23 protein-coding genes and 1 riboswitch are annotated in these 26612 nt (G+C 43.4%); of the genes, 6 read left to right on the plus strand and 17 right to left on the minus strand.

Annotated elements, in window-relative coordinates; translation table 11 throughout:
• Positions 1 to 71: 71 nt before the first annotated feature.
• The 5 genes from BLT94_RS15105 to BLT94_RS15125 form a co-directional block, all read right to left on the minus strand.
• Positions 72 to 1325, minus strand: a complete 1254-nt coding sequence (locus BLT94_RS15105) for a hypothetical protein (RefSeq protein WP_092235821.1) — start codon at positions 1323 to 1325, stop codon at positions 72 to 74.
• The gene (locus tag BLT94_RS15110; RefSeq protein WP_092235824.1) at positions 1325 to 3325 is read right to left on the minus strand and encodes an HlyD family secretion protein; all 2001 of its coding nucleotides are present in this window, start codon (positions 3323 to 3325) and stop codon (positions 1325 to 1327) included. Before BLT94_RS15110 ends, BLT94_RS15105 begins: the two co-directional genes overlap by 1 nt.
• A gap of 54 nt (positions 3326 to 3379) precedes the next feature.
• On the minus strand, positions 3380 to 4933 hold the full coding sequence (locus tag BLT94_RS15115) for a CotH kinase family protein (protein ID WP_092235827.1): 1554 nt from the start codon (positions 4931 to 4933) through the stop codon (positions 3380 to 3382).
• A 177-nt stretch (positions 4934 to 5110) separates the two neighbouring features.
• Entirely contained in the window at positions 5111 to 6607 is a 1497-nt protein-coding gene (locus BLT94_RS15120) for a sensor histidine kinase (RefSeq protein WP_092235831.1), read from the minus strand.
• Positions 6604 to 7341: a response regulator transcription factor gene (locus tag BLT94_RS15125; protein WP_092235835.1), complete on the minus strand. Its 738-nt coding sequence runs from the start codon at positions 7339 to 7341 to the stop codon at positions 6604 to 6606. The genes BLT94_RS15120 and BLT94_RS15125 overlap by 4 nt, the downstream gene beginning before the upstream one ends.
• Positions 7342 to 7539: 198 nt before the next feature.
• Between BLT94_RS15125 and BLT94_RS15130 the strand changes: the two genes are divergently transcribed.
• From BLT94_RS15130 to cobT, 4 genes are all read left to right on the plus strand, one after another.
• Positions 7540 to 8091: a Spy/CpxP family protein refolding chaperone gene (locus BLT94_RS15130; RefSeq protein ID WP_092235837.1), complete on the plus strand. Its 552-nt coding sequence runs from the start codon at positions 7540 to 7542 to the stop codon at positions 8089 to 8091.
• Positions 8092 to 8505: 414 nt separating this feature from the next.
• Positions 8506 to 9144, plus strand: a complete 639-nt coding sequence (locus BLT94_RS15135; RefSeq protein WP_092235840.1) for a flavodoxin family protein — start codon at positions 8506 to 8508, stop codon at positions 9142 to 9144.
• A 538-nt stretch (positions 9145 to 9682) separates the two neighbouring features.
• Positions 9683 to 9862: riboswitch (cobalamin riboswitch) on the plus strand.
• 84 nt (positions 9863 to 9946) lie between these two features.
• The gene (gene thiC / locus BLT94_RS15145; RefSeq protein WP_092235846.1) at positions 9947 to 11251 is read left to right on the plus strand and encodes a phosphomethylpyrimidine synthase ThiC; all 1305 of its coding nucleotides are present in this window, start codon (positions 9947 to 9949) and stop codon (positions 11249 to 11251) included.
• A gap of 5 nt (positions 11252 to 11256) precedes the next feature.
• Positions 11257 to 12318, plus strand: coding sequence for a nicotinate-nucleotide--dimethylbenzimidazole phosphoribosyltransferase (gene cobT / locus BLT94_RS15150; protein WP_092235849.1), 1062 nt, complete (start codon positions 11257 to 11259; stop codon positions 12316 to 12318).
• A 246-nt stretch (positions 12319 to 12564) separates the two neighbouring features.
• On the opposite strand, the gene BLT94_RS15160 is transcribed toward cobT, so the two are convergent.
• On the minus strand, positions 12565 to 12756 hold the full coding sequence (locus tag BLT94_RS15160; protein ID WP_041279666.1) for an apurinic/apyrimidinic endonuclease family protein: 192 nt from the start codon (positions 12754 to 12756) through the stop codon (positions 12565 to 12567).
• 490 nt (positions 12757 to 13246) lie between these two features.
• Between BLT94_RS15160 and BLT94_RS15170 the strand changes: the two genes are divergently transcribed.
• The gene (locus BLT94_RS15170) at positions 13247 to 14836 is read left to right on the plus strand and encodes a hybrid sensor histidine kinase/response regulator (protein ID WP_092235852.1); all 1590 of its coding nucleotides are present in this window, start codon (positions 13247 to 13249) and stop codon (positions 14834 to 14836) included.
• Between the two features lie 90 nt (positions 14837 to 14926).
• On the opposite strand, the gene BLT94_RS15175 is transcribed toward BLT94_RS15170, so the two are convergent.
• The 7 genes from BLT94_RS15175 to BLT94_RS15205 all read right to left on the minus strand — a co-directional run bounded on the left by BLT94_RS15175 (position 14927) and on the right by BLT94_RS15205 (position 21043).
• A complete protein-coding gene (locus tag BLT94_RS15175) occupies positions 14927 to 15622 on the minus strand; it encodes an ABC transporter ATP-binding protein (RefSeq protein WP_092235855.1) in 696 nt (231 codons plus the stop codon).
• A gap of 18 nt (positions 15623 to 15640) precedes the next feature.
• Positions 15641 to 16801, minus strand: coding sequence for an ABC transporter permease (locus BLT94_RS15180; protein WP_092235858.1), 1161 nt, complete (start codon positions 16799 to 16801; stop codon positions 15641 to 15643).
• The gene (locus BLT94_RS15185) at positions 16788 to 17228 is read right to left on the minus strand and encodes a hypothetical protein (RefSeq protein ID WP_092235860.1); all 441 of its coding nucleotides are present in this window, start codon (positions 17226 to 17228) and stop codon (positions 16788 to 16790) included. The genes BLT94_RS15180 and BLT94_RS15185 overlap by 14 nt, the downstream gene beginning before the upstream one ends.
• A gap of 12 nt (positions 17229 to 17240) precedes the next feature.
• The gene (locus tag BLT94_RS15190; RefSeq protein WP_092235863.1) at positions 17241 to 17720 is read right to left on the minus strand and encodes a DUF2318 domain-containing protein; all 480 of its coding nucleotides are present in this window, start codon (positions 17718 to 17720) and stop codon (positions 17241 to 17243) included.
• Between the two features lie 20 nt (positions 17721 to 17740).
• Entirely contained in the window at positions 17741 to 18262 is a 522-nt protein-coding gene (locus tag BLT94_RS15195) for a heavy-metal-associated domain-containing protein (protein ID WP_092235866.1), read from the minus strand.
• 246 nt (positions 18263 to 18508) lie between these two features.
• Positions 18509 to 19849: a sigma-54-dependent transcriptional regulator gene (locus BLT94_RS15200; RefSeq protein ID WP_092235869.1), complete on the minus strand. Its 1341-nt coding sequence runs from the start codon at positions 19847 to 19849 to the stop codon at positions 18509 to 18511.
• 81 nt (positions 19850 to 19930) lie between these two features.
• Positions 19931 to 21043, minus strand: a complete 1113-nt coding sequence (locus BLT94_RS15205; RefSeq protein ID WP_175530370.1) for a two-component system sensor histidine kinase NtrB — start codon at positions 21041 to 21043, stop codon at positions 19931 to 19933.
• Between the two features lie 298 nt (positions 21044 to 21341).
• Between BLT94_RS15205 and BLT94_RS15210 the strand changes: the two genes are divergently transcribed.
• A complete protein-coding gene (locus tag BLT94_RS15210; protein WP_092236179.1) occupies positions 21342 to 22862 on the plus strand; it encodes a DUF1846 domain-containing protein in 1521 nt (506 codons plus the stop codon).
• 136 nt (positions 22863 to 22998) lie between these two features.
• Here the strand turns inward: BLT94_RS15210 and BLT94_RS15215 are convergent, their stop codons facing one another.
• From BLT94_RS15215 to BLT94_RS15230, 4 genes are read right to left on the minus strand one after another with little or no spacing between them, the layout of a single operon-like run.
• Positions 22999 to 23691 (minus strand): energy transducer TonB, encoded by a 693-nt coding sequence (locus BLT94_RS15215; RefSeq protein ID WP_092235875.1) that lies wholly within the window; start codon positions 23689 to 23691, stop codon positions 22999 to 23001.
• Positions 23692 to 23694: 3 nt separating this feature from the next.
• Complete coding sequence (locus BLT94_RS15220; protein ID WP_014959298.1) at positions 23695 to 24102, minus strand: ExbD/TolR family protein; 408 nt, start codon at positions 24100 to 24102, stop codon at positions 23695 to 23697.
• 1 nt (position 24103) lies between these two features.
• Positions 24104 to 24715 (minus strand): MotA/TolQ/ExbB proton channel family protein, encoded by a 612-nt coding sequence (locus BLT94_RS15225; RefSeq protein WP_014959297.1) that lies wholly within the window; start codon positions 24713 to 24715, stop codon positions 24104 to 24106.
• A gap of 16 nt (positions 24716 to 24731) precedes the next feature.
• A complete protein-coding gene (locus tag BLT94_RS15230) occupies positions 24732 to 26609 on the minus strand; it encodes a hypothetical protein (RefSeq protein ID WP_092235877.1) in 1878 nt (625 codons plus the stop codon).
• Between the last annotated feature and the right edge of the window lie 3 nt (positions 26610 to 26612).

Raw genomic sequence — 26612 nt, forward strand, 5'->3', positions numbered from 1 at the left:
TGTCAGGTCCGGGTTGTTAACAGCAACTGCTTTTTCAATCTTGATTGTGGCAGGTATTTCTGCCATGTAAGTTATAAGATAATGTAATTTTTAAAGGGCGTTGCAGGAAGGTTTCCCATAATATCCATTAATTCGATGAACCTGCAGCGTATATTGAAAGCTGTTTTTTCAATCTGGATATCACTTTTGATAATGGACTCCTTTATTTTCAAAAGGTTCAGGGGTTCCATGCCATCCATTTTCAAATAGGCTTTAAAGGAAACTTCGGCGTTACTGTTCTTTTTGTTTGTTTCAAGCAACGTGTATTGCTTGATTAACCGGTCGAGTACACAGGTCAGGGATATCCTTTTTTCAGAAAGTACTCTCATCTCCTCATTGTATTGGAGGCGTTCTTTCATGTAGTTCACTTTTCTTCTGTTCACCCCATCCCAGTCGGAATTGATAAACGGCAACTTGATTGCCACTTCAATGGAACAGGCCTTTTGTGCATCATCGTAATCATCGCTGTCATAGGAGACTTCAAAATAACTTAAATAATCCCGGTTTTTTGCCTGCTCAAGCATGTACTTGCTGTTGGCAAGGTCCATCTTATTCTTCTGGTCCTCCAACTTGACATTATTAACCGTTATCTCCTGGGGCAGTTCATGTATCTTTTTTTCAATGGCACTGATCTCTATAAGCCTTCTCCTGTCAAAAGTAACGGGCATTTGTGAATCTGCAGCAACGGATATCTGGTGATTGAGTCCGGTAATTTTATTTTCAAGCGCCACAAGTTCCAGCCTAAGTTCAGTCAACAGCTCCTCTGCCGCGATCAGCTCACTGATATCAAAGGAGAGACTTCCGGCACTTTTTTTATTGAGTACATGGATTCTGTCCTCACACACGGTGGCCAGTTGACTTTTCAGGTCGATCATGGAGCTGGATTCAAGATAATCCAGAACCAGATCATAGCGCATCTTTAGGGCGGTGTTGTAGTAATTGAGCTGCTCGGTACGGCAGGACTGGTTGGCAAGTTCGGTCACCTGCTTCGTATACTGCGTCTCGCCCCACCCCTTGGGGTAAAATCTCAGTGAATACTTCTGTTTTTCCAGATCAAACTCCTCGGTTTCTGTCCTGAACTCCATGCGATCAATGTAGGGGGTACTGGTGGGTGCTTCTTTCAGATAGCGGGTAAGTTCCCGCTGATTTTGAAGTTTCAGATCATTCTTTGCTGTCATGACAAAGGTCTCAATGGTCAGTTTTTCCTTGTTTTCAAGGGTATGGACACTACCGAAACCCGTCAGGGTTAAAAAAAGAACGAATAGGAGGATACATATTTTTTTCATTATTTCACCTTTACGACGCATATTTTTGATTTTATCTTTCGTCCCTGGTCAAAACAGATGATCAGGGTGTTTTTTTCTTTTCCAACGGCGACCCCCTCTGGTTGAAGATCATTAAAATGGGTGAGACAGATGGGTGTCCCGGCTGATTCCTCAAGCTTCCAGAGGCTACCGGATCGTGATCCCTCTTTTTTAATCAAAGGAGTACCCGTGAGATACAGAGCCCCTTCAAAATAGAGCAGGTCTGAAATACCTTCCTGTAATTGATCCTCCCCACGTTGCAGGCGGACCGTTTGCCAGATGGAGATTTGACCCGGCTTGAGTTTTTTTGTTTTTATGACCTGGTCTATTTCATTGATCTTTAGAACAACCGATTTCTGGTTCATCAGAGGGGCTTTAAAACCCAGAAAAAGAGTCCCCTCCCTATACATCATGCCTTCCATATCAAGGGTTTTTTTCAAAATGCCACCAAGGATAAAGTCTGCCCATGGTTTACCTGCCGCAGTTTCGGCATGGGTCATGAAAAGGGAATAAAGATCTACCATTCCCAAAAGGGAGAAATGATTTTCCTGTCGCTGGACCGAAATAAGATGTTTTCTTGCCGCTTTAATTTTGCCTTTTCTGCCGGTGCCAAGGGATGAAGAAATGTAGAGAATTCCTTGTTCACCTTCGGCCACCGATTCCATGTCATCTATTCGATCTAATCCGGCAATAGGTGTTTCCCTGGTGATTCTGCCATTGGAATCCATAAGCATCACAAGCGGGGCATTACCTAGCGTGTCATCACTTAACACCATATATCTGTCAATATCCTCAAGATATAAAAGCGCTGAAGCTTCAATCCCCTCTGTCTCAAGGGGGATGATGGGCAGGATCTTTTCCTGAAACAAAAAGTTTTTACAGGTTTGCAGAACATCTGCAATGCTTTGCGAAGGGGTAAACAATCGTTTCAACTGGTCAGTAAATCTCGCCTTTTTTAAAGATGAGGTAATCAATACCTTTTCACCCAGAATAAAATGATTGTTTGCAGGTATCTGGATGACCACTTCCCGACCCCACATTTGCAGGTCGGGATGTTTTCTCAACCGTTCCGGATAGGCCACAATTCGTGCTCCTATTCCAACCACGACACCTGTAATATTCCTGTTTGCAATGGCAAGGGATGCCACGGTTATCTTTTCCCCCATACTGATGTCGGCATAGGCATTCTCATAGATGTACCCTTTTATAAATGAAGGGGTTCTTGTATGGAGTGTCAGAATAGGGGCAAAAGGAGACACCTTTGCCCCGGGTTTAAAGTTCACCGAACCAATTATTCCTGAAATTTGCGCATATATCTTCAGTTTGCTGTTTTCATCTCTGAGCAGGCTCAACTCTTTCTCAAGTCGTTCAACCTGAATTTTGACGGGATCCTTTGAGTTGGCCAGGGTTTTTTGGAAAAGTTCAATCTGAATCGCAAGGGGATTGATGCAAAGCCTGAGCTCTTCTTTTAAACTTCTGATTTTCATTTCCATGGGACTTCTGCCTTCATCGTTGCCATAACCGCTGCCACCTGGAATGCTTTTTAAACCGGAAAGCAATGACTTGTTTATTTTATACTGATTTTCAAGTTGTGCGATCTGGTTTTTAAGCTCATTTTCTTTGGCGGCCTTCTGTGCCTTTAACTGTCTGAGTCTTGACTGGATTTCTGATTTATCAACCCCTTTCTGGGCTTTTAATTGATCCAGCTGATGTGAGATGTGATTGATTTTCAACATCAGATCCGGGCTGCTGAGTTCAACCATTAACATTCCCTGTTCAACGGATTGGCCTTCTGTGACATCAATTTTTTTGATTTCAACCGCACCTTCAAAATTGACCACAATTTCACGTGTCTCGGCAATTCCATAAAAGTTTGAACTCTCCACGCTATAAAAACGGGTTATGGCAATGGTTGCAGTTAAAATAATGAACCATACCCCATAAAGCACCACGTTTCCTTTGTTTTGTCTGCGCAATTTCATGTCTCCTGAAATTTGATCCTGTTTGCTGAATATGACCTGGATTCCACCTGAAAATCAGAGATTAAGAAAGTTGGTCACCGCACTTTCTCTGTTTTCAACATGGGTATTGAGATAGTCAAGGCTGTTAATAAAATCCTGGGAACTGTTGAGCAGCGTATACCCCTCCTGCTCGCCTTCATCCCCCACAACATAATTACAAATAAGATTATGGGCATCTTCATAAAGAACCTGCATGTTTTCTGTATTAAAGTAATCCGTCACTGTGGTCTCACAGTATTGCTGATAGATGTTTTTATATTCAGTCTGTTCAAGCACCCGGCTGATAAGGGGCCAGACGTCCAATGAGCCTTCATCAAGCTCAAGGGAAAGGGGGTTCTGGATGGCAGCATCTGTATCTTTGAGAGCTTCATTGTTATCCCAGGGAATCCATGTTAGCATGCCATCATCGTTGTAGAGGTAGTAGTTATGGGTCATGTTGCCATAGGTGTCCCAGTTCTGGATAACCGTATTCACCGCAAGCCAGTTGAGGAAACTATCCACATCAAAAATAGACTCAAGAGTACTCTTCCAGGTTTCATCGTCGCTGGTGGTATCATTGATGGCAGTATACAGTGCATTGACATCACTGTAATCGGCTTCGTCCTTATTGGTTTCTTTATCAAAGTCTTCTTCTGAAAGGGAACCGGCCCCGAAACTTGCCGTAGCTCCATCGGGTTTGTAAAGGTTGCCGTCAGACGTCCAGAACTGTGCCTCAAGCATGGGATCAGTAGGGACTTCAACCATTGTATAGAGACCGAAATATCTGGCCCCTTCGCCATCACTGCAATCGATAAAGAGTCGATAAAAGGCTGTCCTTGGTGCAGGAACGCCAAGCCCCCTGAAGATATCCGCCACAATTTTTTCCCTTATCAGACTGTCATCCTTATACCCGCTGGAAAGGGTGAGTTTTTTAAATCCATAAAATCGTTGATCATCAATCTCCGTGTAAATATCCTCAAATTCATCAAAATCAAACCTGAACGGCATTTTATAAATGCCGGCAGTCCAGGCGTCCCTTAAAGAGGAATTTCCTTTTAAACGAACCCCCACATAATTCCATGTGATTCCGGTAAATGTGAGTGTGCAGGGAATCCAGATGGGATTTTCAGTCAATTCCACAGCTTCTTCGTTGATTCCGCCTGGGGGGGGCATTCCGCCTGGGGGGGCCATTCCACCTACAGGTTCCACTACATCATCGGGTTCCATTTCATCTGCGGGGGGCATACCTATGGCCGACTGTGACCCAAATGAACCGTAGGCTGCTACAAGATTTTCATCCGTCATCATGGCTTCCCAGTCGGAGGCTGTTATGGTGAGGTCAATACGTCCTACCTCATCATCTTTAAATACCACCTCATAATTGGCAGATGCATCATCTCCATGGGTTTCCGCAGTCCAGCCTTCGGGCCGTGTGATGTCATCTTCGCTGGTTGTGGCATCAGTGGTTTCAGTGGTGCTTGTCGTAGAATCATCAGAACTTGTGGAATCACTACTGTTACATGCCCCCAGGAACATGGACAGACAGATTAATAAAATCCCAATGGACAGTGTTGTTCGTTTTATTCTCATAAAATTATTCTCCTCAAATTTTAGTTGTAGATAGAGATAAATTTACTTTTTATCAGTACAGGTATGTAATGGAGGGATGATAGTCAAACAATGTAAAGATTTATTGTTGATCTGGGATTAAATTGTAAATATTTTGTAAAGTGCATAGAACCTGCAAAAAAAGTCAATGGAGATTTCCTAATAAGCGGTCAGGATGATTGTTACCGCAAATCCACCGGATTTAAGATTACGGGCTGAGACAGAGCCTTTGCAGGTTTCAATACAGGTTTTCACGATGGCCAGTCCAAGGCCGACCCCACCGGAGTCTCGATCCCGGGAGGGTTCCGGACGGAAAAAAGGCTCAAACAGCTGATCCAGGAGGTACTCGGGAACACCAGGGCCAAGATCCCTGACCTCGATAGCCACCCCATGGTTTCTTTTTTCGGCGTAAACATGAATCGGACCGGCTTCTCCGGCATATTTGACAGCATTTCGCAAAAGGTTGGCAATAGCCCGGATCAACAGCTCCACGGATGCGACCACCCGAATCCCCGGATCTATTGTGGTGATGATTTCAGCGGCCGGTGTGTTCTCCCGCTTTACCGCTGTTTGAACCACGGACCCAAGGTCTATGGCTTCGAGCCTGACCGTTTTATTGTTCATATCAGCCCGGGAAAAGGCGAGGAGTTCCTGGATCAGTTTGGATAAGTGGTCTACATCTTCCATTACCTCGATCACCCGTTGTCGGTTTTCTGTCTGAATTCGCTGTTTCAGGGCACCCAACCCAAACTGAATTCGGGCGATGGGTGAGCCCAGTTCATGGGCCACATCTCCTAGAAATCTTTTCTGACCTTTCACGAAAGCTTCCAACCGTGCGGCCATGTGGGTTACTGCCCTTGCCAGGCGACCGATTTCATCGCTCCGGGGTTCATGAATGGACACATGAAAGCATCCCCTGGCAATTTTTTCTGTGGCAAGGGTGATGCGGGCAAGGGGGCGGGTGATGCTTTTGACCATGGGAATCCACAAGAGTATGGACATCAGCATCATTGCCAGGGCGGCAATCATCCAGGGCAGTGGGTCAATAAAAAAGCCGTTTCCTGTTACGGAATCCGATACGGCCAGTAAAAGTGCAGGGGCCGGCCAGCTGGATGGCCCAGGAGGTAACAGGATTCGAATCCCGGTCCAATAACGAACCGGATGCCGTGTCCGCATTATTAAATGCGATTTTTTCCCCATGGGTTCTTTTTCAAGGAAAGCCCGGGGATCGCGTTTTCCGGGGGGCACCGGCCGCCCTTGAGGAATCCCGAACCTATCAGGAGGTGTCAAATGTCCCGGATGCGGTTTTGGATCCAACGCCTCCCTCGCCCTTGCGATCACTTCTTCAGGCAGATTCGTTTCCATGGAAGAAAAACAAGAGGCGTCTTCAAGCACAAGTGTAAAATCAACCTGATGGATTTCTGCATGTCTGGCAAGCACTTTGGACCAGTTATCCCTTGACGTCTGTTTCAGGTCATGGGCCATAAGCATGCCGGCGGTCCTAAGGCGGTTGAACACTTGTTCTCCGAAAACAGCATGGAGATTAACCTGGGGCTGGAACACAATAAAGATTACAGGAACCGTTGCCACCAAGGCTATGTTGAGAAAAAACCAGCCCACAATTTTTGAAAACAGGGACGACACAGGCCTGATCATGTCTGTTCCCCGGGCATCTTGAACATGTACCCGACGCTTCGAATAGTTTGAATGAACATAGGGTTGCGAGGATCTTCACCGAGCCTGCGCCGCAGGGAAGAGATATGGACATCAACGGTTCGGTCGAACACTTCATAACTGCGACCGGTAACGGCATCCAAAAGCTGATCCCGTGTCAGAACCCGTCCGGCTGCTCCGGCCAGGCAGGTCAAAAGATTATATTCAATGGGGGTAAGGACTATTTTTTTTCCATGAAAACGAACGGTTCGAGAGCTTTGTTCAATTTGCAGATCCCCGAATATCAAGACGTTATCCGCAGCTTCGGATGTAGACTGACTTTCAGATATGAAATATCGGCGGGTAACGGCGCGAAGTCGTGCTAAAAGCTCACGAGAAGAAAAGGTCTTGGGCAAATAATCATCGGCCCCCATCTCAAGTCCCACAATTCTGTCGGTTTCTTCACCCCGCGCGGTGAGCATCAAAACCGGTATGTCGGATTCCTTGCGCAACCGTTTCAATACCTCGAACCCATCCATCCCCGGCATCATCACGTCCAGAATCACCGCGTGATAGTCACCCTCAAGGATCATTTGCAGTCCCTGGGTTCCGTTGTGGGCAGCCTCTGCATCGTATCCCATGGGCTCCAGGTAATCCGCCACAAGCCGGCACAGTTTTTTGTCATCGTCGATAATCAAAATTTTCATCTTAGCCGGCACAATCTCTTGATGCGTCATTATGATATCCTTTTTTTAAATTCAACTTAATATCCTCATTTTTTATACCATAATATAACACCGGGGCAATTCACTTTACAAAATTCTTACAATTTTGTTTTCGAATAACATAAATTCTTTACACCCGTTGCCTATCATAAGTTCAAGATCGAGGAAGAAATCCTTGGAAAAATGACAACCATTAAAAGGAGATACACCATGAATTCTAATTTTAGTAAAAAAATCGGCACTGGCGTAATTGTTTTTGTGATTATGGTATGCTTTACTCCATCACTGGCAGGGGCGTTCACACCAGACTACCAAAGGCAGGACAAGGGATTTGACAGGCAAGACCATAATCAGCCCGCCCTTGGAATCTGGCGAAATCCGCAAATGGTTCAGAAACTGAAACTCACAAAAGAACAGGTCAAACAGCTCCGGGATGCGGATTTTACCTTTCGTGAAAAGTGTTTGGAGTTGAAAGCACAACTCGACGCTTTTCGTCTGCAAATGGATAAGGCATTTTCCGATGACATTGTTGACAATGCAGCAGTCATTCAACTGGCGAAAAAAATTTCAGACATAAAAGGTAAAATTTTTATCCAGGATATTGAATCTCGACTGGCGGTTGGAAAAATTCTGAATGGGGATCAAATCAAAAAGCTGAGGCCGGATGATATGCATCAGAAAAAGCAAGATTCAGGGCATGGTAAAAAAGCCATCCCCGGACCTCATGGGATGGAAATGCCTGATGATAAAAAAGTCTTTTGAAAATTGAAACCGGTAACATAAACTTGCGATTCGACATGGTGCCCCTTCTGCAAATTAGGAAAAGCGCCTAATAATAACGATAGAATAGCAGTATTTTAAAATCAATAACAGGAACTCAATCAATGTTTTTGTTCACAAACAAATTAATCTTTAATGTACGTTCAAGATAAACCCCAAAAGATCCCGCATCAACAATTTTTTGAATGTTTGTTCAAAATAGTCTTTTAAATTAGGATAATGGTGTTAAAATATGCGTAATTTGATTAAATTGCAAACCTCCTTTGTAAACCGTATTATTAAATATTATTGTTAATATTGTAGCAATTATTACAGAATGTTTGGCTATTTAAAATATATTCGTTTGTATCAATGAACGATAGGAATCAATATCTATATCAAATAAGGAGAATATAAATGAGTATCGACGTATTAGGAATTTCCGGAAGCCCCACAAAAAACAGTAACACAGATCGTATCATCAAAGCGGTATTGGATGCAACCGGTGCAGAAACCGAATTTGTGAAGCTCAGTTCAATTAATGTCAGACCCTGCCTTGCCTGTTATAAATGCGTCCATGATAACGTTTGCAAACAAAACGATGACTTTCCTGCACTTGCAGAAAAAATTAAAGCAGCCAAAGCCCTGGTGATTGGTGGATATATTCCCTATTCACAAATTGATGGATTCACAAAGGCGCTTTTAGAAAGATTCTGGTCGTTCAGACACCAGAAAAATCTTTTAAAAGGCAAACTGGTTGCAACCGTTCTGACCGGACTTGTGCCGGAGGCACTGACCGCTGTCAATAAAGCATTGGCTACCGAGTTCAAAGAATATGAGAACATGGATCTTATCGGACAGGTAACGGTTCAGGGAAATATTGTCTGTGCGTTCTGCGGTGTGGGGTATGATTGCGAGATGAGTGCATTCAGAAGTAATCTGATTGAGACCGGAACAAAGGCAGCTGATGTTCAATATGCCAAAGTAGAGGATCAAAAGGAAGTATGGGACGAAGCCGTGCGAATTGGAAGTCTAATGGGTGAGCGGTTAAAATAGATAAAGATTGATCCAGTTTTTTTTGAACATCAATGCGTCAAACAGTTTAAAAAGGTAGCAGACTCAGGCCCATCTTTTTTCGAAAATATCATTGAGCTTTTCAACGGCAGACAAGTTAAAAATTATTATAATACCGATATCGCACCGATAGGGTGGAGCGCGGAGCGGTCCACCCTATCATCACGATATATGCCTTTTTGCGACACATTATATGTTCTGCTCAGGAATGGAATAAGTATGGATTCTGATTCAGAATACTCAAGATCGAGGATTTTTGCTACAGCTTCCAAATCAGTATTTTTAATCTCATTCATAAAATTCAAGTATTTCTTCATCGGATATAGGTTCGTTCTTGTCTTTCTTGCTTGTTTTCAGAAGGATCTCGTATAAGTTTGTTCGATTTTAAAATAATTTCTTAGTGTTCATTGATTATATTTAAGCTGACCCGTATCCTTACAAGGAGACCGTGCAACGTTACCCATGTAACCTTGATCGTCGTGCAAAAAAAATATTGACTTCACACGCCGTATTCTATAAAAAGTGTTCATATTTTGTTGGTTGCCTTGGCAAACGGAATACGGTGAAACTCCGTAACGGTCCCGCCGCTGTAACCGGAAACATCTGTTTTTTTTTATAAAGGCCACTGTGAAAACGGGAAGGCTAAAAAAACAGGTTTAATGCCGGAAGTCAGAAGACGAGCCAGGTAAAAATCATTGTAAAATCTAATGGTAAAAGGTTTTGTAAGAACTCATCTCTTGCAAAATTTTTTTGGTTTTACAGGAGATTTGATAGCGAGGAAACTATGACAACACAGCTTGAGCATGCCCGCCAGGGAACCATCACAAAACAAATGCAAATCGTTGCCCAGACTGAAGGGCTGTCTGAATCCTTTATTTTAGATCATGTGGCAAAGGGTGAAATTGTTATCCCCTGTAATCCCAAGCGCCCCGGGCAAAAGGTTACCGGAATTGGAACCGGCCTGCGCACCAAGGTGAACGCTTCCATTGGAACCTCTTCAGATATCTGTGATGTTAATCTTGAGGTGGCAAAGGCAGAGGCTGCCCGGGAAGAAGGGGCTGACACCTTAATGGAATTGTCTGCTGCCGGGGATCTTGATAACGTAAGGCAAACGGTTCTGGCCAATACCGATCTTGCCGTGGGCAATGTGCCGTTGTACCAGGCATTTAAAGAAGCCATCCGCAAATACAAAAATCCGGCAAAATTAGACCCTGAATACCTGTTTGACCTGATTGAAAAGCAATTGGATGACGGCTTGAGCTTTATGGCCATTCATTGCGGGATTAACCAGTACACCATTGAACGCTTAAGAAAACAGGGATTTCGTTATGGCGGTCTGGCATCCAAGGGCGGAACCTATATGGTGGCCTGGATGGATATCAATAAAAAAGAGAACCCCTTGTATGAGCAGTTTGACCGTGTGTGTGCGTTGATGAAAAAATATGATGCCGTTCTTTCCTTAGGCAACGGGATCAGGGCCGGTGCCATCCATGACAGCCATGACCGTGCCCAGATGGCTGAAATGATCATCAACTGCGAACTGGCGGAAATCGGTCGGAATCAGGGCTGCCAGATGATGGTGGAAGGACCGGGCCACGTCCCCCTGGACGAAATTGAAGGCAATATCATGCTGGAAAAACGCATGTCCGGCAATGCGCCTTATTATGTTTTAGGCCCCATCCCCTGCGATACCGGCGCAGGATACGATCATATCACCGCCGCCATTGGTGCGGCAAGTTCCGCCCGGTTTGGCGCGGATCTGATCTGTTATATCACTCCTGCCGAACATCTTGCCCTGCCGGATGTCAATGACGTGAGAGAAGGCGTGAGGGCCACTCGGCTTGCAGCCCGTATCGGGGATATTTCCAAATACCCTGACCGGCGGGAAAATGAAAAACAGGCTGCCATGGCAAGACGGGACATGAGATGGAATGATCTGGAAAAATATCTGTTATTTCCTGAAATTGCCAGAAAAACCCGTGAGGAACGTGCGCCTGCCCAACAAGAAACCTGCACCATGTGCGGGGATTTTTGTGCCATGAAAAAAGGCATGGAAATATTTGAGAAGGATATTACAGACAAGAGGTAAGTATTATGAGCTTATTAGATCAGACTATTTTATCCATTGATGAAACACTTGATGAGGATGCATTTCATTCGGCAAAAGAACGGCTGGCAAATCAGGCCAAGCCGGTTGGAAGTCTTGGCATCATGGAAGATATCTCAGCAAGGCTTGCCGCAATAAAAGGCACCATTAATGTTAATCTTTCAAATAAACGGATCATTACCTGTGCGGGAGATCACGGGGTTACCCAGGAAGGGGTCAGTCTTTTTCCGGCTGACGTCACCCCCCAGATGGTCTATAATTTTGCCAATAACGGGGCATCGGTCAATGTCATTGGAAAACATGCGGGTGCTATTGTTAAAGCGGCTGATATAGGGGTAAATCATGATTTTGCCCCGGACCTGCCCATCTTTCATAAAAAAGTCAGATACGGGACCGCCAATTTCACAAAAGAACCTGCCATGACACGGGCAGAGGCTATTTTGTCTATTGAAGCAGGCATTGAAATCGTAAATGAACTTGAGGCTCTGGAGCCGGTTGATCTGTTGGGAACCGGCGATATGGGGATCGGCAACACAACACCTTCTTCCGCCATTATTGCCGCCTTTTCCGGAATTGAAGTTGAAAAACTTACGGGCCGCGGGACCGGTATTGATGATAAGAGCTTGAAAAATAAGATTAATGTCATCAAAAAAGGACTTGCCCTTCATAAGCCTGATCCCCATGATCCTGTTGACGTGTTGTCAAAAGTCGGGGGACTTGAGATCGGCGGGCTTGCAGGCCTCGTCCTGGGCGCTGCCGCCAGGGGCATTCCGGTTATCTGCGACGGGTTTATCTCTACTGCAGGTGCTTTGATTGCCTGCGAACTTGCACCTGCGGCAAAAAATTATCTTTTTGTCAGTCATAAATCCGTGGAAACAGGTCATCGGTTCATGCACAAACGACTGGGGCTTGAACCCTTGATTGATTTGAAATTCAGATTAGGGGAAGGAACCGGCGCTGCCGTGTGTATGGAACTTCTGGATCTTTCCACAAGAATTCTTGCAGACATCAAAACTTTTGAAGAAGTGGGAATCAATGATGTCCAATAGGTATTAGAAGTTGATGATTTTGGGTTACCGGTTGATTTGGTTGATGCGTTCTGAAATCAGTTAAATCCAATAGGAATTGCATACCCTGCCATGGCAAAATCGCCATGGCAGGGTATGCAATTAAAGAACATTAAATCCCGCTTCTTTCCATCCATTGATTCCTTTGTCAAGAAACCTGACATTGGTGTAACCTTCTTTTGTGTATTGTACGGCAAGACCTGCCGAAGACTTATCATCGACTCAGCCTCAGTAAAAAATAATGTCCGTGTCTTTGCCAAGATCAGGTTTTAATTTTAAAAATTCACTCATGGGAATGGCACCTTCAAGGTGGGCCTGGGAATGAAATTTTTCATCGTCATAGATGCAAACCAGCAAGGACAGACCAGAATCCACCCTTGTTTTTGCATCAACTGCTGAAATTCTATTCAGGGTTGTCATAGTTATGTCTCCATGATTTTTGGGTTGCTGTTAGAATCTGTCATTTCATAATATATGCATGAATTTTCAGTGGGCAAACTGCTTTTTCAGGCGCATATCGTCTCTTCTGCTATCTTGAAATCGTAATGATTTTATAAAAAATCCCATGCAAAATAAATACAGCCAAATTTTTAAGCATAACTTTTTTGGGAATATTGAAAATTATTTATTGAAATTAAGGGTTTTTACTGATTGTATTTTTTTTATACAAAGTATAAACTTGGTTTTAATTAAAATCCAGATGATTTTATATGAAAGTCTTAAAAAATTCATACAGAGGCTTTCAATCTTTGTTGTGGGCAAACCAGGATGAAATACCAAGTCTGCCCGTGGCAGTTATAGAAAAATTTATGACAATGCGATTTTTTGATATATAAAATTAATATCGGCGCTTATCGCCTGAAAATTTTCCTGTCTGTTTAAGCCGATTGGGAATATAGCAGGGAGCATTATGGAAAAAAAATATAATCAGATAAACGATCAAATCATACCAAAAAAGAATATTGAAAAAGATGTTGATATTTTCAGGGCTATACTTGATTCAATGGAGTCAATCGTATTTGTATCGGATATGCAGACCCATGAATTGATATATACCAATAAAAAATTAAAACAGACATTGGGATATGATGATTCAGTGGTACTTGAAGGACAAAAATGCTGGCAGGTTATCCAGAAAAATCAGACAGGGGTCTGTTCTTTTTGCACCAACAAAAGACTTGTTCATCCCGATGGAAAACCGGATGAAGCATATGAATGGGAATTTTGCAACACACTCAATAACCGCTGGTACAGGATTATTGACAAAGCCATTGAGTGGCCTGACAATAGAATCGTCCGCCTTGAAACGGCATTTGACATCACAGACAAAAAAGAACACGAAAAATTATTCCGGGAATTTGATAAAACAATTGAGACATCAAGAAAACTTAAAAGTATCAGCACCTTTGCCGGTGGGGTTGCCCACGATTTTAACAATACCCTTACCGCGATTATCGGTAATATCAATCTGGCCCAGATGGGTTCTCTTGACAGTGAAACGCAAGAATATCTGGAAAACGCCGAAAAAGGCGTTATGCAGGCAAAAGGGATATCGTCAAAGCTTGTTTTGTTTGGAAAAGGTTCCAAACCGTTAAAGGAAAAGACGGATATTGAAATATTGATCAGGCAGATCCTTGAAAATAATTTTTACCCGGAGACGGTCATTTTTTCTTTTGAACCGGAGAGCATTCCCGTTCCCTTTTATGCAGATCCGGATCAGTTAAAAGTTGCAATTGAAAATATGCTTCAAAATTCGGTTGAAGCAATGAGGGGTGCCGGCAAAATTGATATTATCGTAAGATACCTGGACCACCGTCCTAAAAATCCCCAAATTTCCATTTTTATTTCCGATTCAGGCTGCGGCATACCCGGAGAGAATCTGGATATGGTCTTTAATCCATATTTTACAACCAAACACATGGACAACCGGAAAAGCAAAGGCCTTGGCCTGAGTGTTGCCTGGACAATCGTCACAAGGCATGGCGGCCATATTAATGTTGAATCAACCTTGAATAAAGGAACCCTTTTTAATATTATCCTGCCGGTTTTCAATCAAAAAGGGTTGGAGAGCAAGCATGATAAAAATTTTGAACATCAGGCCAAACCTGTTTTGAATAAAACCAATGTTTGGGTGCTGGTCATGGATGAGGATGAATTGCTTTTGGATGCCATATCCCAGATGTTGAGGCACCTGGGATATAAAACGCTTGTCGCATCTAACCGTAATCAGGCCATTGAAATTTGTAAAACAGCTAAAGCCGGTGATAAAAAAATTGATATTGCTTTGCTTAATTTTGATATCAGGAAAGGGCAGGGCGAATTTTCAACCATGGAAGAATTCAAAAAAATAGATCCCGATATCAAGGGCGTTTTAATTACTGAATACCCTGACGATATGGATGAAAAAGAAATCAATTGTTACGGTTTTACCAGCGTGCTTGATAAACCTTTTTCTGTAAAACATTTGAAAGATAAGATAACAGGCATTTTGGCATTATAATTGAATTGTATATTTGTTTAGTTTGATTTTGGTTTATAGAGGCAGACAAGGAGCTAAAGCCAGACAATGAGCTAAGGATGACCTGGTATTTTATTTGGGTTTGCACTCAACAAAACATTCCCCGTCCATAACCCTGATATTTCTGGTTGCATAGGCTTCCATATCCGAGTTATGGGTCACCACAATAACGGTCTGTCCTTCATTGTTTAAAGATTGCAACAGCATCATGATCTCTTTTGCGGTTTTTGAATCCAGATTTCCCGTGGGTTCATCCGCCAGGATAATGGGAGGCTTGTTTACAATGGCCCTTGCAATGGCAACCCGTTCCTGTTCTCCTCCTGACAGCTGATCCGGCAGGCGAAGGGCTTTTGATCCAAGACCCACCCGGTCAATGACCTCTATGGCCATCTGATGTTTGATCTTTTTTTTCAGGCCCGTGACAGCCATGGGAAGTTTGACGTTTTCCAGCACAGTCAGATAGGGAATAAGCTGAAAAGACTGAAAAATAAATCCAATATATTCACTCCTGAAATCCGCCCGCTGTTCTGCGGTTAAATCATAAAGGTCAAGGGAATCCACAAGAACCTTTCCCTGTGTCGGATGATTGAGCCCCCCCATAATGGACAACAATGTACTCTTGCCTGAACCGGACTGTCCCATGAGAGTGACAAACTCTTGATCGTCAATAAAAAAATTCATCTGTTTTATGGCATCCACATTTGTGTCGCCACTTTGATATGTTTTTTTTAATTCGTGAATCTCGATCAAATGATTAATCTGTTTCATGTTGATTTCCTTTCTGTTTTAAAGGGCTCTTAATGCTTGACTAGGGTCCATGTTGCTGGCTTTAAATGCGGGGTAAAGGCTTGCCAGAAGACTTAAAGCCACGGCCATGAGGATGGAGATGATTCCCAGGGTCAAATTGATTCCGGCAAATCCCCCGTCTTTGATCACTATTGGAATGATGCTGCAGGCAATCAAATTCCCGAGGCCAAATCCCAGGATACCGCCAATGATCCCCAGCAGCAGGGCTTCGAGTAAAATAATCTGCATGATATGCCCCCTTCTGAACCCAATGGCCCTGAAGATTCCGATTTCACGGGTTCTTTCGTTGACTGATCCCATCATGGTGACCATGACCAGCAGAGAACCGATGAGAATCACGATAATGGATACCCCAAGGCTGAAGGATTTAAACATGTCAATGGACTGCATTTTGGACATCACGGCCTGCTTCATGGCAGTAACCTTTGCATTGGGAAATTTTTCGGCAATCTGCAATGTCATTTCCGAAATGGGACATCCCTGGCAAAAGGCCGATATCTCCACCATTGACAGCTTGCCTTGTTTTCCCAGCAGTGTCTGGGCCGCGCCCAGGCTTGCAATAACGGCATCATCCTCGGAAGTCCCAGTGGGCCTTAAAATCGCTGACAATTTAAAGGATTTGCCTGAAACAAGTACGGTGTCCCCCACATTAAACCCCAGCAGGTCGGCTGCCCTGGAACCCAGCATGATTTCATCTTCTTTTTTGGCAAATGTTCCTGCTGCTTTGTGCCACCAGGTTTTCAAGGCCAGTTCCTCTTCAAACACAACCCCAATCAACAGAACAGTTTTATCTTTTACCGTGACGGACCCCAGGATTTTAGGGGCAATAATGGAAAGGTTTTTGCTGTTTTTTATGGTTCTGATGTCGGCCAGCTTTTCCTGTTCAAATTCTTGAACCTGGTAATTGACTCCGCCCACATCAATGCCCCCGTAATTGAGTGACAGGTTCTCGCTTTTGGGAACCATGACAATATTTGCACCAAACTGGTTGAGCCGTTCTTCAATGTTCAGGGTCATGCTTTCGGTAATGGAAAGAAGGGTGACAACCGTTGAAATACCGATCACAAGCCCCATCACAAGAAACAGCATCTTGCCTTTTCTGCGCTTAATGTTTCCCAACGAGATATCATGGAGTCGCAAGGTCTTTCTCCTCTTTTTTCAATGTGTTCTGATGCTGGCGATGGTTAACCTGGTTGAGCAGCGTCACATTCAGATTCTGTCGGTCAAACAATGCCGTGATGTTGGAAAGCTTGACCATGCGCCGATCATAGGTAACAACAAGGCGGGTGTTGTGCGTGTCATTCGCAATAGTTTTAACCCCGTCAATGGCGTTTATCCCTGTAATGATACTTTTTGGCCAGGCTGGATTTGATTCCAGCTTGAAAATCGCATCATCCAGATGGCGTGTGGCCATGTACGATATGGCCTGGGGAATCGTCACAATGCTTAAAACTGTTACGATAACCAATGATACAAGCGTTGCAAGGGTTCCAAATCCCACCCCCCTTTTTTTTATGCCAAGGACTTTTTCTCTTTTTTTCCGGTATTTTTCAGGATCATATGACATGGACACTGCCTCCTACTTAAACTTGCAATACCAGGCATTGGCATTGATATCCTGCATGGAAATCACAATATTTTTTCCGTTGATCATCCTGGTTAAAGGAGCAGGATTGCATCCGCCTTTGATCTCATTGATCCGGTCAGTGGCAAACTGACGGCCGCAGTTGGTGCAGACCATGACGTTGTTATTCTGAACATAACCTTTACCGGAGCGGTAACAGACATCACAAGAATCTATGGCGGCGCGGATCACACCATCCATACTTTGAACCAGGAAAAAATTCACCCTGGTTCCAGCATCGGGTCCGTCATCAGCCGTTGTCTGAAAATAATGGGCTTTGCCGTCATTCACTTGTTTGATGGGAATCTGAAGATGCCCGTCTTTGGGCGTCAAAGTTTTAAATTTGCCCCCAAACAGCGCATATGCGTTGGAACCTGCCAAAAGCAGGATCGAAAAAAGGGTGATGGCGATGATTGTTTTCTGAAATACTTTCATTATAGTTTCCTTTATAAAAATTAAAGTGCTTTTGTCGATTGAGAAACATCCGGCAGTGTGCAGCATGACCCGCCCGACGGTGGTTCTGCCAGGCCGGATGATCCAGGGTCAATGCTGCGGCTGTCGGGGATTGCACCACTGCTGCAGCAACTGCCACTATTTGATGAACCCCTGTTTTTTTTTGCGTCAATATATGCAAAGGATTCTTTTTGTGAAATATTATCAACATATTTGAGTTTTCCAGGATATCCGACTTGAGCAAGTTTGCTGGATATTTTTTCAATTGTTAATGGTTCGGCAAAATCAATTGCAATCAATTTTCTGAATAAATTGGTTCCCATGCCTGAATATCCTTTGAGGGGTGCAAATCCTGAACTGATCGTGGAAAAGCATCCTCCGCAGGATAAACTGTCTATTTTTAAAACCGCCCGGCTGAGGGTTCGGGTTTCTGGTTTTTCAGCCATAACCGCTACTGCCGTTATCAGCAGCAACAAGCCTATGAGTCCAATAGAACCCCAAATGATATGCTTTGTTTTTTTCACAGTATTCTCCTGTTTTGATTTTTTGACACTGCTTGCGTTGATATTTTCAACTTAATATTTTTAACTTGATATTTCAAAAGTTGTGCCAATAGGTTGCGTTTGAGTGAATTAGCTTCTAATAGCTTTAAAATACAAGATAAATATTTGATTGTGAAAAAAGAAAGAGTTGAATAAAAAGAAAGAGTTGATTAAAAAGAAAGGAAGTTAAAGAGTATTCAACAAAGAGGTGTAGAATACTCTACAAGTTTACAAGCCATATTTTTCCAGCCGGTATAACAGAACGTGCCGAGGTATTTTTAACAATCTGGCAGCTTTTGAACGGTTCTGGTTTGCCTTTTCAAGGGCTTTTAAAATATAGCTTTTTTCAATATCCTCAAGTGCAATTCCTTCATCAGGAATAACCGGTGTAAGTGCTGAAGATGAGGGTTTGTTAACGAGCAATTGAAGGTCTTCAGGCTCAATCACACTTTGTTTGCGTAAGATAATGCATCTTTCAATAATATTTTGCATTTCCCTTATGTTTCCTGGCCAGTGATAGGTTTTTAATATTGCCAGGGCCTGTGAAGAGAACCCAACATCCCGTGGGGCATCAAATTTTTTTAAAAAATGTTTTACCAGGGCTGGAATGTCTTCGGTTCGCTCCCTTAATGGCGGAATAAACAGCGGAATGACGCTCAACCTGTAATATAAATCTTCCCTGAATTTGCCTTGGGTAATTTGTTGTTTAAGATCAAGATTGGTGGCGGCAATAATTCTGATATCAACACGCTTCACCCGTTCCGACCCCACGGCCTGCACCTCTTTTTCCTGGATTGCCCGCAACAGCTTGACCTGTATATCCGTTGTCAGTTCGCCGATTTCATCCAGAAAAAGGGTTCCGCCGGCAGCTGTTTGAAAATGTCCTTTTCTGTCTTTTATGGCTCCGGTAAAAGACCCTTTTACATGGCCGAACAACTCGCTTTCTATCAGTCCGGCAGGAATGGCCGCGCAATTGACAGCAACCATGGGACCGTTTCTTTTGGGGCTGTTCTGGTGTATCAGCCTTGCCAGCACCTCTTTGCCTGTGCCCGACTCTCCGGATATCAAAATTGTTGCTTCACTGTTTGCAGCCCTGGACGCAGTTTCCAACAATTCTTTCATGACGGAACTTGCAGACACAATGCCTTGTGTGCCGGTCAGCCGGTTCACTTCATTAGACAAAAGTTTTGTCCGGGACTGTAATTTGCTAAGCTCTAATGCCTTTTTGCAAGATTGAATCAGGGTTTCCCGGTCAAAGGGTTTGGTGATAAAATTAAACGCGCCTTTGTGCATGGCCTTGACAGCCATTTCAATGGAACCGAATGCCGTCATGATAATCACGGGTATATCAGGGGCTTTTTCTTTTATGGTTGCAAGAATATCAAGCCCGCTCATGTCCCCTAATTTAACATCCGTCACCACAAGATCAGGTGTGTTTGTCTCAAATGATTCAAGCCCCTCTTTGCCTGATGCAGCAGTCACGACTATAAACCCTTTTGCGCCCAGATTGTATTCGGTAACCCTTCTCAAGCTTTGATCATCATCAATCAATAATATTAGATCAGACATGTTTTATACTTTCATTTATGTGAAAGAATTTCTAACTTCTTGGAATCAGATATCTTTCATTTTTTTGTTGTGGCAGGTCAATCAGCCATGGCCGTTATTTAAAAATGTTTTTTCAGGTAAAAATATTAAAAACCCTGCACCGCCAAGTTCTGATTTTTCAACACTGATTTTTCCACCCAGGCTTTCAACTATCCGTTTTGAAATGGAAAGTCCAAGGCCTGTCCCGCCTTCCTTGAAGGAGACAAAGGACTCAAACACTTTGGTAACCATGGCTTCATCTATGCCTGGGCCGTCGTCGGAAATCTTGATGAGACAGCCGTTTTCATAGTCGCCAATGTCAACGAGGATTCTGCCGTTTTTTTCAACAGCATCAATTGCATTAATAATAATGTTCATCAACACTTGAATCATGGCAGCTTCGTTTGTCAAAAATGGACGAATGCTGGGTTTCGGACGGATATCAACGCCTATGAATTTTTCCTTAATGTTTGCTTCAAGCAACGTAACCACCCGGTTGACAATCTTTTCAACGGTTTGTTTTTTGCCTCTGTCTTGATGCTGCCTGCCCCGGCAATATGTCAGGACATCTTCCACTGAATTATTAAGCCTTGCAATTTCCAGGCGCATGATTTCGATAAATTTATGTTTGGGATGGCCTTGGGGGACTTCATCCGCCAGGATTTCAGCCGCCCCTTTGATGGATGCCAGGGGATTTTTGATTTCATGGGCAAGGGATGCCGATACATGCCCAAGCATGGAAAGTTTTTGGCTTTGACCCAATTGCTGTTCGGCTTTCACAAGCTGGAATGCCTGTTCATGAAGGCGTTTATATGATCCGGCCAGTTTTTCCGAAAGCGTTTTATATTTTTCTCTTAATTTGTTTTCCCGGCTTGAAATAAGCCCGACCACCCCCCCGGCAGCAAGGTAAAAGACAATTTCCGATAATTCGCTGTAATAAGCTTGCGGTCCCCTTGCCCAGAACATGTAAAGATGAGGGACAAAGGCCATGCAGGACAGGACAGCCAGAACAATACCTCCCCGGATTCCAAAAAGTATGGCACCAATGGTAATGGGAAAATAGCTCAGCCGCCGGTAGGTATCATGAAAAAAAATCATGTGCCCCGGTGTAAGGGTGTGAAGAATTCCAAGCACGGCAACAAAAGCCGTCAGCAGAAAAAATAAAATAATTTTCACATTGGGTTTCATGGCAAATACAGGCAACTCAAAACAGTCAAGCCCTTAAATTTCAAAGCATGGTCAATATTATATGTGTTTTTTTTCATGCCTGGAAGTATCGTAAGAAACAATGGAATTTACAAGAGCAAACTCATATTTTTTTACAGTCCGCATATAAAGCAGTATTTGTCACAGAGAGCAAGTTGTGGTAAATGGCGTATGTGTGAAGTTTTTTGCATCTATTATGACACGGCAACCTGGAATAATCGCTTAAAAATTTAAAAGGATGCTGATTTTTTTTGATCAGGGGAAGAATATGCAGGAAAAGAAAATTTTTGACAATGAACGCTACCTAAAGGAACAGGCTGCTGAAATCACGAAACGCATTAATCGCTTTAACAATAAACTCTATCTTGAATTCGGGGGAAAACTTCTCTTTGACTATCATGCGGAACGGGTTCTGCCGGGGTATGACCCCAATATAAAAATCCGTCTTCTCCATGAACTCAGGGATCAGGCCGAGGTACTCATCTGCATCTATGCCGGTGACATTGAGCGAAAGAAAATCCGGGCCGACTTTGGTATCACATACGAGACAGATATTTTGAAAATCATTGATGACCTGAAAAGCTGGGAGATCAGTGTCAGGGGGGTCATCATCACCCGTTTTGAAAACCAGCCTGCGGCAGTGATTTTTAAAAACAAACTGAAACGGCGCAACATCAATGTTTACACCCATTACTACACCAAAGGGTATCCCACTGATGTGGGACTAATTGTCAGCAAAGAGGGATACGGGGCAAACGATTACATCAAGACTGAAAAGCCATTGGTGGTCGTTACCGGACCCGGACCGGGAAGCGGCAAGATGGCAACCTGCCTTTCCCAGCTCTACCATGACCACCGCCACGGTATCCAGTCGGGTTATGCCAAGTTTGAAACCTTCCCCGTATGGAACATTCCCTTAAAGCATCCGGTGAACGCGGCTTATGAAGCAGCCACTGCAGATCTGGGGGATATCAACATGATCGACCCGTTTCACCTGGAAGCCTATAACACCAAATCAGTGAACTACAACCGGGATGTGGATATTTTTCCTGTTTTAAAGCGGATTCTTGAAAAAATCACCGGAAATGAATCGTGTTACCTCTCACCCACGGACATGGGGGTCAACCGGGTGGGATTTGCCATTACCGATGACAAGGGGGCAAGGATGGCAGCCAAACAGGAGCTGATCAGAAGATACTTGAGATATCGTTGCGAATACATCCTGGGCCTTACGGACAAGGAGACTGTCCAGCGCTCGGAACTGCTGATGAAGGAGTTTGATCTGACACAAGAGGACAGGGCTGTGGTTCTTCCGGCCCGTCAGGCAGCACAAGAAGCCCAAAATGATCCCCGCCTGGGAATAAACGGGGTTTTCTTTGGTGCTGCAATTGAACTCAAAGATAAAACAATTATCACGGGCAGCAACTCTCCCCGCATGCATGCCGCATCCAGCGCCATTGTCCGGGCCATCAAGCATCTGGCCGGTATTCCCAACAAGATCAATATTATGCCGGCAAATATCTGTGATTCCGTGACCCGGATGAAAACCGAGGTTCTGGGCGAAAAAAGCCTTAGCCTGGATCTCCAGGAAACCCTGATTGCCCTTGCCATCAGCGCCACCGGCAACCATGCCGTCCAACTGGCCATGGAAGGGCTCAAATCGTTCCGGGGCTGTGAAATGCATATGACCCATATGCCCTCCAGGGGCGATGAAGAGGGACTCAGACGCCTTGGGGTGAATCTTACAACAGATCCGGTCTTTGCATCAAAAAACCTTTATACCCTATAGGCTTTAGATCCACTTGTCCCGGATTTCCGGGGCAAGAAGCCGGACCTGTTCAAATGATTGCTTCAAAGCTCAATCTGAAACAATAGTTCATTTTTATTCTGTTTTATTTTTCAATAATTATCAATGCATCTTAGTTTTATGCCATTTCAAACATAATATTAACCTGAAGAGTTATTGGTGTCTTGAATAAAAATGAAGGGGGTCTGGGAAAGGGTGATGCACGCTTTACAGCCTCAATGGCGGCATTATCCAGGCGCTCGTGGCGGGAACTTTTTGCAACTTTGATATTGTTCAGTACCCCGTCCTTTTGCAACACAAATTCCACTGTAACACGGCCTTCTAAATGGCGGGATTTTGCATATTCCGGATATTCTTTTGCACTGTTTATACGCAGATTCAGCATCTCAAAATATTCTTTTGCAGTGGTGAATTTAACCGGTTCTTGAAAGGCATTGATATCTGCAATGCTGTTAATAGTCATATCACTGATTTTTATCGTGTCTGTAAAGCCCGGCATGCTTATTTTTTCATAACTATTGTCCATCTGGTGAGTTTGGACCTTTTCCATTTTAAATTGGGGGATGATCAATTTTCTGGTTTTAATTTGTTGAACTTTGGAAATATCCGGATTTTTCTGTCGCATCCGCGGGGTTGGAATATGTCGAATATTGGGTTTGGAAAACTCGTGCATGGTGAATTCAATATATGACATGGCATTGTTTTTATAAATACCTGCCATGTGGAGAAAAATAAAAAAATGGATCACCATTGACAAACATATAAATCCGCGCAGCAGCCAATTGGATGTATTTTGTTCTTGTGCTGTCACGATTTATAATCCTTTTTCAGTAGCCAGGCACAGCCGGGATGCACCGGCCGCTTTTGCGATATCCATTACCCGGACCGCTTTATTTAAGACAATTGTCTTGTCAGCTTTTACCACAACCAGGCGATCTGTCGCCCCGCCAATCATCTCTTTGATCTGTGCATAGAGCATATCTAAAGGAATTTCTTTTTCCATCATGTAGATGGTTCCTCTTTTATCTATATAAATGGTGATTTCCTGTTTTACTTGGGGGGCAGAGGCTTTGGCATTGGGAAGTTTGATATTAATACCCTCTTCCACAATAAAATTGGTGGTCAACATAAAATAGATGAGCAATAAAAACACGATATCAATCAATGAGGTCATGGGCGGCTGAATCTGGTATCGGTCTCTTTTTTTTTTAAACACCGGCATCTTACGCCACCTTTTTTGAAATTGCTTTTAAAAAAAGGATGGAACCGTTTTGAAGCCGTGCTTCATACATGTCCACCTTGGCAATTAAATATGAATGCGCCACCATGGTGGGCAGTGCCACGGCTAATCCTAACGCAGTGGTAAGCATGGCTTCCCATATCCCTCCGGCCAGCACGGCGGCATTGACCTTGCCCCCCATCTGCTGGATGACCATAAAAGCCTTTATCATGCCGATAATCGTACCCAAAAGCCCGAGCAGCGGTGCTATATTACCAATAGTTGCCAGGGCTTGAAGATATGAAGACAGTCCCCTGACCTCATTTTCCGTGGCATTTGCAATAACCGATTCCAGTACGTCGCTTTCCATATCTCTTGCATCAATGGCTTTTTCCAACACCCGGCCCATGGGCGATCGGCTTTTTTTTGAGACGGCCAGCGCTTGGTCTGTATCTCCCAGTTTCATCAATTGAGTCACCTGATGTTCAATGTTTTTCCCCCGATTGCGATTGACTGCATATCGAATGATCCGTTCAAAAAAAATTGCCAGGACAATGACAGAACAAAATATGATTGGTATAACCAGCATTCCACCTTTTGATAAAAAATCGAGCATCTCTTCCTCCAGTTCTTCAGCTGTCTGTTTCAGCGTGATTTATTTGATCCGTAAAATCAGACATGCCGTCAAAATCCAGATCCTTCCGGCGTTTGACCACAGTCTGTGTTTCATCATAGTATTCCCACAAATCGGCCTTACTATCATGGTTGGTATCTTCCTGCACCTCAACAAGTGCCCCCTTGTCATACAGATACCAGACATCACTTTTGCCATCCTGGTTTTTATCTTCTTCACCGCGAATCAACTCTTCATTTGCACCATAAAACCAGATCATCCATGGTTTGCCTTCTTTTTTTTCTTCTATTTTTTCAAGGGCGGCCTGTTGTGAATAATATTCCACAATATCGAAAAGGCCGTCCAGGTCTTCATCCATTTGCTTTTTTCGCAAGACCTTGCCAGTATAAAAGGATTGAATATCCATTTTCCCATCTGCATTGAAATCGTGTGAAACGATAAGTGTCCAGGCAGGATCTGTGTAAACTTGTGTTATTTCAAAAACACAGTCGTAGTCCGAATCCTTTTCCAATATGGCTTTGATTCCATTTTTATAGGTTACTTTCAGGTCTACCCGGTCATCATGATTCTCATCTTTTAGAAGGCGGCTTAAATGATTATTGGCATAAAACTGCCATAAATCTTTTTTACCATCCAGATTTGTATCACTGATCAGTTTTTCTTTTTCCTCATCTTTATTGAAAAAGACTGTTACATCGGTCTTCCCATCCTGATTTTTATCAATCATATTTTTTACAATTTTTTGATTTTTCAACAATGATACGGTTTCAAAAAAACCATCCCCATTTGTATCTGTCTGTACCTTATAGGGCTCTGATGCCCTGAAAAATCGTATCCGGTCTACTTTTCCATTGCCAGAGGTGTCTTCTCTGGTTTTAAGCAGTTCCCCTTTTGCATCAAAATCAGCAAAATAATCCCAGGTGCCGTCAAAATTTTTATCTTTTTTTTGTGATTTGGAATGACCGTTTTTAAACAGGGTAATGGCATCAAACTTGCCGTCAAAATTTCTGTCTTTTTGCTGTTCAATGGGGTTGTCGTTGTCAAATAGGGTAATCTCATCAATCTTTAAGTCTTGGTTCTTATCCTTATGCCGGGTCTTGATCCGACCATTTTCAAAAAAATCAATGGTCTGGAACTGACCTTTTGCAAAGGGATCTTTTAGCATCTTTTGTATCTGACCCTGGTCATCAAAGGTCAATACCCGGTCCATAATCCCGTCTTCATTTTTATCTTCTTGTTGCTGAACAGGCAGCTGATTCTTATAGTTTGTCCAGACATTGATCTGTTTATTGTTGTCCGTATCTCTGGTGGATGATACCAGATTGCCGTTTGAAAACTGATAGTGTGTATCAAACTGCTGGTTTCCGGTGGTGTCTTTTTTCATTTTTAAAATACGTTCATCCTCGTCAAATATGACTACTTGAAACAAACGGCCTTCAGGATCGAACCTTTCTTGCCGCAGTCGCCGGTTATTTTCAATATAATCCAGGCTGTCCATTTTTTGATTCTTGTCAGTATCCCGTTCAATGCGGGCCAAGTTGCCGTCGGTATAAATTAGAAGTCGTTCGGCAAAACCATCCTGATCCTGATCTGTCTCTACCTTTATAATGGTACCCTTATCATTATAGATAAGCACCTGATCCACTATTCCGTCTTCATCCAGATCTTTTTCGATCCTCTGTTCTGCCCGCAGAGGTACAGCAAAAAAAACACATATAATAATCATACATAGTTGTATAAAAAGTAATTTGGAAGTGCTTTGTTTGGGGATTCTTTTGAACCCATCTGAAAAAAGGGAGGTGGCATCACCTGCAAAGCAGGAGGCTGGGCTGAAAAACAATAAACCCAGCAGCATTAGAAACAGATACTTTTTCATAAG

The organism is Desulfobacula phenolica (assembly GCF_900105645.1).
Taxonomy (GTDB): Bacteria; Desulfobacterota; Desulfobacteria; order Desulfobacterales; family Desulfobacteraceae; genus Desulfobacula; species Desulfobacula toluolica.

Coding starts and splice junctions, on each gene's coding strand:
- BLT94_RS15115 (WP_092235827.1), bottom strand. CDS start 4,933: ATGAGAATAAAACGAACAACACTGTCCATTGGGATTTTATTAATCTGT.
- BLT94_RS15220 (WP_014959298.1), bottom strand. CDS start 24,102: ATGCCGGTGTTTAAAAAAAAAAGAGACCGATACCAGATTCAGCCGCCC.
- BLT94_RS15110 (WP_092235824.1), bottom strand. CDS start 3,325: ATGAAATTGCGCAGACAAAACAAAGGAAACGTGGTGCTTTATGGGGTA.
- BLT94_RS15225 (WP_014959297.1), bottom strand. CDS start 24,715: ATGCTCGATTTTTTATCAAAAGGTGGAATGCTGGTTATACCAATCATA.
- cobT (WP_092235849.1), top strand. CDS start 11,257: ATGAGCTTATTAGATCAGACTATTTTATCCATTGATGAAACACTTGAT.
- thiC (WP_092235846.1), top strand. CDS start 9,947: ATGACAACACAGCTTGAGCATGCCCGCCAGGGAACCATCACAAAACAA.
- BLT94_RS15185 (WP_092235860.1), bottom strand. CDS start 17,228: ATGTCATATGATCCTGAAAAATACCGGAAAAAAAGAGAAAAAGTCCTT.
- BLT94_RS15190 (WP_092235863.1), bottom strand. CDS start 17,720: ATGAAAGTATTTCAGAAAACAATCATCGCCATCACCCTTTTTTCGATC.
- BLT94_RS15135 (WP_092235840.1), top strand. CDS start 8,506: ATGAGTATCGACGTATTAGGAATTTCCGGAAGCCCCACAAAAAACAGT.
- BLT94_RS15120 (WP_092235831.1), bottom strand. CDS start 6,607: ATGATCAGGCCTGTGTCGTCCCTGTTTTCAAAAATTGTGGGCTGGTTT.
- BLT94_RS15105 (WP_092235821.1), bottom strand. CDS start 1,325: ATGAAAAAAATATGTATCCTCCTATTCGTTCTTTTTTTAACCCTGACG.
- BLT94_RS15125 (WP_092235835.1), bottom strand. CDS start 7,341: ATGACGCATCAAGAGATTGTGCCGGCTAAGATGAAAATTTTGATTATC.
- BLT94_RS15200 (WP_092235869.1), bottom strand. CDS start 19,849: ATGTCTGATCTAATATTATTGATTGATGATGATCAAAGCTTGAGAAGG.
- BLT94_RS15210 (WP_092236179.1), top strand. CDS start 21,342: ATGCAGGAAAAGAAAATTTTTGACAATGAACGCTACCTAAAGGAACAG.
- BLT94_RS15230 (WP_092235877.1), bottom strand. CDS start 26,609: ATGAAAAAGTATCTGTTTCTAATGCTGCTGGGTTTATTGTTTTTCAGC.
- BLT94_RS15175 (WP_092235855.1), bottom strand. CDS start 15,622: ATGAAACAGATTAATCATTTGATCGAGATTCACGAATTAAAAAAAACA.
- BLT94_RS15170 (WP_092235852.1), top strand. CDS start 13,247: ATGGAAAAAAAATATAATCAGATAAACGATCAAATCATACCAAAAAAG.
- BLT94_RS15160 (WP_041279666.1), bottom strand. CDS start 12,756: ATGACAACCCTGAATAGAATTTCAGCAGTTGATGCAAAAACAAGGGTG.
- BLT94_RS15130 (WP_092235837.1), top strand. CDS start 7,540: ATGAATTCTAATTTTAGTAAAAAAATCGGCACTGGCGTAATTGTTTTT.